Genomic DNA, 6,714 nt, shown 5'->3' with positions numbered 1-6,714 from the left:
GGGGCACTGTCTACATAGATGCCAAGTTCCATTCGTTTGACAATGGAGAGGCGTTGATTTTGCGAAATCGCTTTAGATTCCTCTTGTGCGATTGCTGTGAAGGTATTAAGCAGCATCTCATCGCCGAGGGACCGAGTATTGATGCCTTCTTTCTCAAAGATTATGCCGACACCGAGAAGTTTCAGCTTTCTCACATACTCCAAGGCTTCTTTTACATTTCGTGCGAACCGGGACACCGATTTTGTAATGATGAGGTCCAGTTGATGTAATTCGCACATGCGGATCATCCGTTGGAACTCGGGGCGGTTTTTAGCTTTCATACCGCTGATGCCTTCATCGGCGAAAATCTCAACCATGTTCCATTCGTTCTTTTTCTTCTTTGCGAGTCTGTTATAGCGGTTAATCTGTGTTGTATAAGAGTTTAGCTGATCCGCAGAGGAGGAAGAAACTCGACAGTAAGCCGCCACTCGCAACAACTTAATTCCTTGCCTTGATATCGGGGATATCAGCATCGGCTTTGCCATCGTTTTCTCTCCTTTCCTTGGTGGGGGAGGTTGCGCATACATTTTATGCGCAACCTCTTTTCAACACAACATTATATCCATAGAACCGCACAAGTCCAGCGGAATCTTGATATTTTTCAAACTTTTCAGCCTGCAAGTATAATGAAAGAGCGCCACCATTACGGATAGCGCTCTCTGTCGGAATTATTCGTGTTATGCGAGACTTTCCAGGAAGTCAATTGCCTCATATACAGTAGAAAAAGTCAGGCAGTTTGTGCATAGCCATCGGTTTCTCTCATCTGTATCATCAAGCCCCGGCAAACCGTCTTGCAGAAGGAATGATACGGCTTGTTTGGCGTTGATAACGGCGGTTGGATAATGCTCGGCGATTTTCGCCGTCGAAACAAAGTCACCCTTTTGGTATGTCGGCTCTTTGCGCACAAGTCTTGTCAGCATTTCCTTTTTCTCTGCTTCTGTCTGAACGGGAGGCGCAAACATTTCGTAATGGAGCATCAGCCAATACTCAATACATCCGGATGTCATCAAAAGACGAACTTTTATGTTTGGTCTTTTGCGAAGTCTGCGGAGTCGCTTTATAATCTCGAGCCTGCTGTCCCACTTTGATATATCCTTTGTTTCAACATCAAAGAAAAACCAAATTTCATCGGTTTCCTCTGTGTAATCGCTGAATCTTTTATCCTTTTTGAATTTGCTGTCTGCTTCTTCAAAGAGGTTTGTCGAGCAATTAAATTTGAAAGCCGCGACATCCGAGAATTTCTTTTTCAAAAACTCCATATATGCCCGTTCGCTTTCGCCTTCACAAAAGACAACAATGTAGGCTTTCTGTTTTCTTAATTGACGAGGCATTATTCCACCTCCTCAATTTCAATATCCGGAGTTGCACCGTACTTCCCGACAAGATAACCTTTTCGGATGTTATCCGTTGTCCTTGTTGCAAAATCACTGATGCTGTACAGTTCGGATGCACCATCGTTGTTCCGCTTATCTGCAAAATACAGTTGATCCTTACGCAGCAGTTCCATATTCATCAGTTCTGTGTTGTGCGTAGTAAAGATAATCTGCGCACCGTTTGGATTGCTGTTTTTGCTTTGGAATTTTGAGATAATATAATTCACAAGGACAGGGTGCAGTTCGCGTTCTATTTCATCAGCGAGTAACACACCGCCGTTCTGCAGTGCGGATTCTATTGCGGGTGCTAATGACATAAGTTTTCTTGTTCCGTCCGATTCGTCAGAAAGGTCCAGAGAATACAGAACTCGTTCTCCGTTTTTGTTTTCACCCAGATGCTTTGCCTTTGCCGTAACTTCGCCCATTCTGAGTTTTACTTCCGAATTGTTTGATGTTTCGGACAAGGCATGCATAAATTGTGTAAGAGCCGCTTTGATTCCTTCGGGAACATTCGCAGGGAAAGATTCGTCATCCTTGATTTCTTTACTGTCAAATTCGAACTGCATATCTTCTATGCCAAGGTCGGCAGTCTTAGCATATTCGGTTATGGCTTTTAGCATATTCTTGTCTTCCGAATATTCAAGAAGCTGTCTTGGGATATCTGTATAATCCCGCGAGAAAAATATGCAGTCTCTGAACCAACGCATTGCGCCGATACAGACAGCGTCGTTCATTGTGCAGGCTACCGAAAAAAACAACTGATTTGCAGCTACCATTTCACCGATCATGCTTCGCTTGGTTTTTTCCTCGGTAAAGCTGAATTTTTGACCGTCCCTTAAGAAAACAACCGCTTTCTGTCCTTTGGGCGCATGATACAGATATTCACTGACAATTGATTCTCTTGTTGCAGAAAATCCGTACCAGTATTTAATCCCGTTTTGCACATAGATAAACTTGAATGAGGTCGGATCGGATTTAGAATAATCGTTCAAGCCAAACGGCATAACCGGTATTTCAGCTTTTTCGTGCTGAGTCCGCTGCGCATTTCGGATAAACTGTACCGCAAGCCAAAATGCCCTGATAACATTACTTTTGCCGCCGCCGTTTTTTCCGTAAATCGCAACTCCCGGAAGCAACTTCGTACTTTTCTCTTGAATCAAACAATTCTTGAAGGTGCCGAGTCCCGTCGCTTCCATAGAAAGTACGGCTTCATCTCGAAAAGATCTGTAGTTTTTAAATCTGAATTCAATCAGCATATATTACACCTCTGCTTTCTCAACTGTAGTATACCACATTTTTAAGAGAAATGCAACTGATAAAATCAATAAAATTGATTTTTTCGTCTTGATTTACTTCCGATATGACTTGCTGCGTGGAGCAGAGGTGCAAAATATGTCGTGCATTGCCGAATTATACTGATATCAATCCGCAATAAAAATATCGGCGCCGGTAAGTTTCTTATAGTATTTTTTCGCTCTGCTGTATTCCTGGATACTGATTTTGCTGTCATCACGAAGGCTTTTCAGTATGGCGATAATCCGAAGGAAGTTTGCGGACTTGGTTTGTTTCTCTGCTATCATTTCATGTTCTCCTTCTTTTCTCCGTAGTATTCTTCGTCCTTAACGCCTCTCATGAAGCACTCAATTTCTTGAGCGGAGTCCACCTTGGGGAACTTATGAAGGGCTTGCCCGATTTTACCGGAGTAGGACTTAGAGATGGCTCTCGGGTTCAGGATGGACACGACACCGGTATCGCTTTCACAGCGAATAAGTCTTCCCACGCCCTGACGGAGTTTGATCAGCATATTGGGAGTGCAGTATCTGTCTACAAAATCTCCGACGCTGTCGCAGTTATTCTTCTTTTCCTCCATGAGAGCGCTTCTCATCGGGAATGGCAGCCGAACAATAATTACGGATGAAAGACAGTCACCTACACAGTCAACTCCTTCCCACATAGAGCCGGAAGCAAAAAGAATACCGTTCTTCGATTTTTTGAAATCGGTAATGGCATTTTTATTGCTGCGGGTCATGCAGATGGTATCGTATGCGGTTAGTCTGTCCCGCAGAAGGTCGTGTACCAGGTTGAGCGTTTTATATGATGTGAAGAGGATTGCCGTATGACCGTTTGTGGCTTTGATAATCCCATAAATCTCATCGGCGATGGCTTTGAAGTAGTCCTCGTTGTCATTGTCCGGAGTGGGCATCCCCGTGGGAATATACAGTCTTGTGTGGTTTGTATAATCAAAAGGCGATTCTGTACGGGACTCCAAAAGCAGGCGATGCTGAATAAAGTCCAATCCGTTTTCCGCTTTGAAGTATTCAAAATCCGTTCCATCCGAAAGTGTACCGGAGGTCAGCACATGGCTCACATTTCTGTCCCAAATTTTACTCCTGAAAATGTTGTTGATATCTTTGGGGGTACTGCATAACGAAAGAAGTCCGTTTTCATCCGTGTCCAACCAAATGGTGGACTTACTTGTCTTATTGATAGCGGCAATCGCCGTTTTCAAGTAGCTGCCGGTTACGGGGATACCGTAATTGCGTTTAATCTTCATACCTTCGATTTTATCAATGAGGTACATAATCTTGTTGAGTTTGGCTGTCTGAAACACCGACAGAGAAATAATATTTCCTCGTTCTTCTTCGATATCGCCGTGCTGCTTCTTGCGAAGGCTGTTGAACAGGGCATCGTTTTCCTTGATGATATTTGCGAGAAATTCTTTGTACTTATCCCTATTGGCCTTGGTTGAGCAAAGAATTTTTACTGCATTTACATAGCGGGGGATGTCTTTTTCTCCGATTCTCTCGCCAAAGGTGTCTTCAGCCGCTTCTTTGAACTTATGCGCCTCATCTACGACCACAAAGCAACTCTCGCGCAGCAGAGGGGGATGGTCATCGGTCTTCGTTTTTTGGGACATGAGGTACATATTATGGTTTGTAACTTGAAAGTCAAGGTCGGGAAGGTCGTACATCCGTTTAGCAAATTCGTTGTATGTACATTCCTTCTTTCGCGCACAGCCTGCGCATGTACCCTTAATACAGATTCGGCTCTTAATCGCTCCGCTGAGGCGGTATCTGTCCAGGTCAATTCCTGCACGCAGGTTGCTCATCTGCTCGAGTGTTTCAATGGTGGTCTTGTATTTTTCGGGATACATACGGATATTCTTGAGAAAGTCATCGAGACGATAACGGCAAAGGTAGTGTTCCTTGCCTTTGCGAAGAACCGCGGTCAGCGGACGCTCAATAATGTAATAGTCTAAGAGCATTTTGGAAAGGTGGGGGATTTCACGCTCCACCAATGCTTTCTGCAATTCAATGCTCGATGTGGTGATGGTTACGGGCAGGTTCTGCCTGTAAGTAATGCCGTTGTGGTGTTTGGCTACAATGGCTGCCACCAAATAAGAAAGAGTTTTGCCTGTTCCTACTTCCGCTTCACAGAGAGCAACCTGTTTTTCGGTAAAACCGATATACATCTTCTTTGCAAGAGCAATCTGTTCTTCCCGAATGTTATATCCGTTATTGGGGAGAACAACACGGAAGATTGAGTCAATAACCGTGAGGGGATCGTCCGCAAAGCGATTGAGATATCTCATGTCTCCAGTATATTTTACGGAGTAAAGAATATGGGGGATCAGCCGTTTGTAGGACGCTTCGGTGTAGAGATTGCCGGGGTTCTTGGTAATAACGAAAGAGGCGAGACCGGTGCTCATATCGATGGCAATGTAATCCACCTTATGACGCAGGTTTGCGTGATAAATAATATATCGGTTTTCAAAAGTAAAATCGTAGGTGCCGCCTTTATGGGCTTTCCCCGCGTTTTGGTATGCTTCAAAGGTTTCGTTGTCGCTATAAGTAATTTCAAACATTTCTAATGTCTCCTTGTTTCTTAGTGATTCAGAATTGTTTGAGCGACAGAATGGTATGCAGGAGCATTGCTGCTCCTGCACAGTAGTTCCATCGCTCAAACACGAATAATTCGTTATTGAGCTTTGGATTTAAGGATGTCGAGTATCTCGCAGCATATTTCCCCGCGGTCGGATTCGCAGTGGGGGGAACGAGCATCATATATGGTGTAACAGACATGGTTTTCAGCCTGAAACAACATATCCCGCCTTCCGGCGAGCTGCTTTTTTGCAGAAGTATCCTTAGTTCTCCACCGGAGTCATGGCCAATCGAAATATGCTGTACCTATTTCGACTCGACGCAGAATGTATCGCTCATCCACTTGCATGGAGTCATGGCGCTTCTGTCCGACAGCTTTCCTTTTACGGTCCGGTGAGTTTATACCTCGGCATCCTTTCGCTATTCGGTTTTCAAGGTGCAACAGAGGCTGTTTGAGTCCTCTCATTCCTTATTTGGGAAAAATCCAAAGGCTCACAACCAAAAAATTAGAAAAATTTTTTCAGTTTCTCGAAAATGGCTCTCTTACGCTTGCTCACGGCCTGCTGTGTCATACCGAGATGCTTGGCAATCTCTTTTTCGCTCATAGTGGATTTGGATAGGTACAGACAGTGGATGATACGGTATTCTTCTTTTGAGAGGGCTTGCAAAGCCTTTTTCAAAGTTTCAAGGTCGAGGTGGTGCATTGCCTCGGCTTCCAAATCGACATCTTCGTCCGCAACGGTATCAAGCAGTTCGAGGTCATCCTCGCCGGGAACTGAGACAAGCGTATTTGCCGACACAACTGTAATGTTCAGCTTAGTCATCACTTTGTAGCGATAACGATCCCGTTCCCGCTGTGCTGCACATGCCGTGATCATTTTGGGTTCGGCTTCAATTCCGATCTTGTTGCCGTTTTCATCAATGTCTACATGGAAGCATCTTGACCTTCCGTTTTCGGTTTTGAGAAAGTCATACAACGCCTTCCCTTCCAGCAGGGTGTATCTGATTTTTCCGTCCGTGGACAGATAAATGCCGTTATTGTCTTTGATATAGAATTTGGTACTCACTTTCGTAATCTCCTTAAATTTTTGAATTTTGGGTGAAATCAAAAATCGGTGACTACGGATATCCGGCTATGTAGCAATGCCACTTTTTCACTGCATCTTCTCCTTTGCGGTTCGGTACAGTGAAGAAGTCATGAAATAAATAATTTTCCTTTTGTATAAACATAAAAAGTCCTTTCTCGGGCAAACCGAGAAAGGACTCCAATTACCGTACAAGTATTTTTGCGCACAAAAAAAGCGCCGTACAAATCAAGACCAATAGATATGGTTTTCCATACTATCAAGTCTCAACCTTGTACGGCGCTTGGAAACCACGGTCATTCGACCGGCTCTGCTTGCACGAATTAAAGTCTGTTA

6 protein-coding genes are annotated in these 6,714 nt (G+C 44.1%); all 6 read right to left on the bottom strand.

What is annotated here, in order from left to right; translation table 11 throughout:
• Positions 1-524: recombinase family protein (locus tag RUM_RS00675; RefSeq protein ID WP_162094090.1), on the bottom strand; the 524-nt coding region annotated here is incomplete at its 3' end.
• Between the two features lie 192 nt (positions 525-716).
• The gene (locus RUM_RS00670; RefSeq protein WP_015557312.1) at positions 717-1,370 is read right to left on the bottom strand and encodes an RloB domain-containing protein; all 654 of its coding nucleotides are present in this window, start codon (positions 1,368-1,370) and stop codon (positions 717-719) included.
• A complete protein-coding gene (locus RUM_RS00665; protein WP_015557311.1) occupies positions 1,370-2,668 on the bottom strand; it encodes an AAA family ATPase in 1,299 nt (432 codons plus the stop codon). Before RUM_RS00665 ends, RUM_RS00670 begins: the two co-directional genes overlap by 1 nt.
• A 165-nt stretch (positions 2,669-2,833) precedes the next feature.
• The gene (locus RUM_RS12885; RefSeq protein WP_015557310.1) at positions 2,834-2,992 is read right to left on the bottom strand and encodes a hypothetical protein; all 159 of its coding nucleotides are present in this window, start codon (positions 2,990-2,992) and stop codon (positions 2,834-2,836) included.
• A complete protein-coding gene (locus RUM_RS00660; protein ID WP_015557309.1) occupies positions 2,989-5,277 on the bottom strand; it encodes an ATP-dependent DNA helicase in 2,289 nt (762 codons plus the stop codon). The genes RUM_RS12885 and RUM_RS00660 overlap by 4 nt, the downstream gene beginning before the upstream one ends.
• Before the next feature lie 522 nt (positions 5,278-5,799).
• Positions 5,800-6,360, bottom strand: coding sequence for a sigma-70 family RNA polymerase sigma factor (locus RUM_RS00655; protein WP_041326188.1), 561 nt, complete (start codon positions 6,358-6,360; stop codon positions 5,800-5,802).
• Between the last annotated feature and the right edge of the window lie 354 nt (positions 6,361-6,714).

The organism is Ruminococcus champanellensis 18P13 = JCM 17042 (assembly GCF_000210095.1).
GTDB lineage: Bacteria > Bacillota > Clostridia > Oscillospirales > Ruminococcaceae > Ruminococcus_F > Ruminococcus_F champanellensis.
This window is presented reverse-complemented; position numbering and strand designations above follow the sequence as displayed.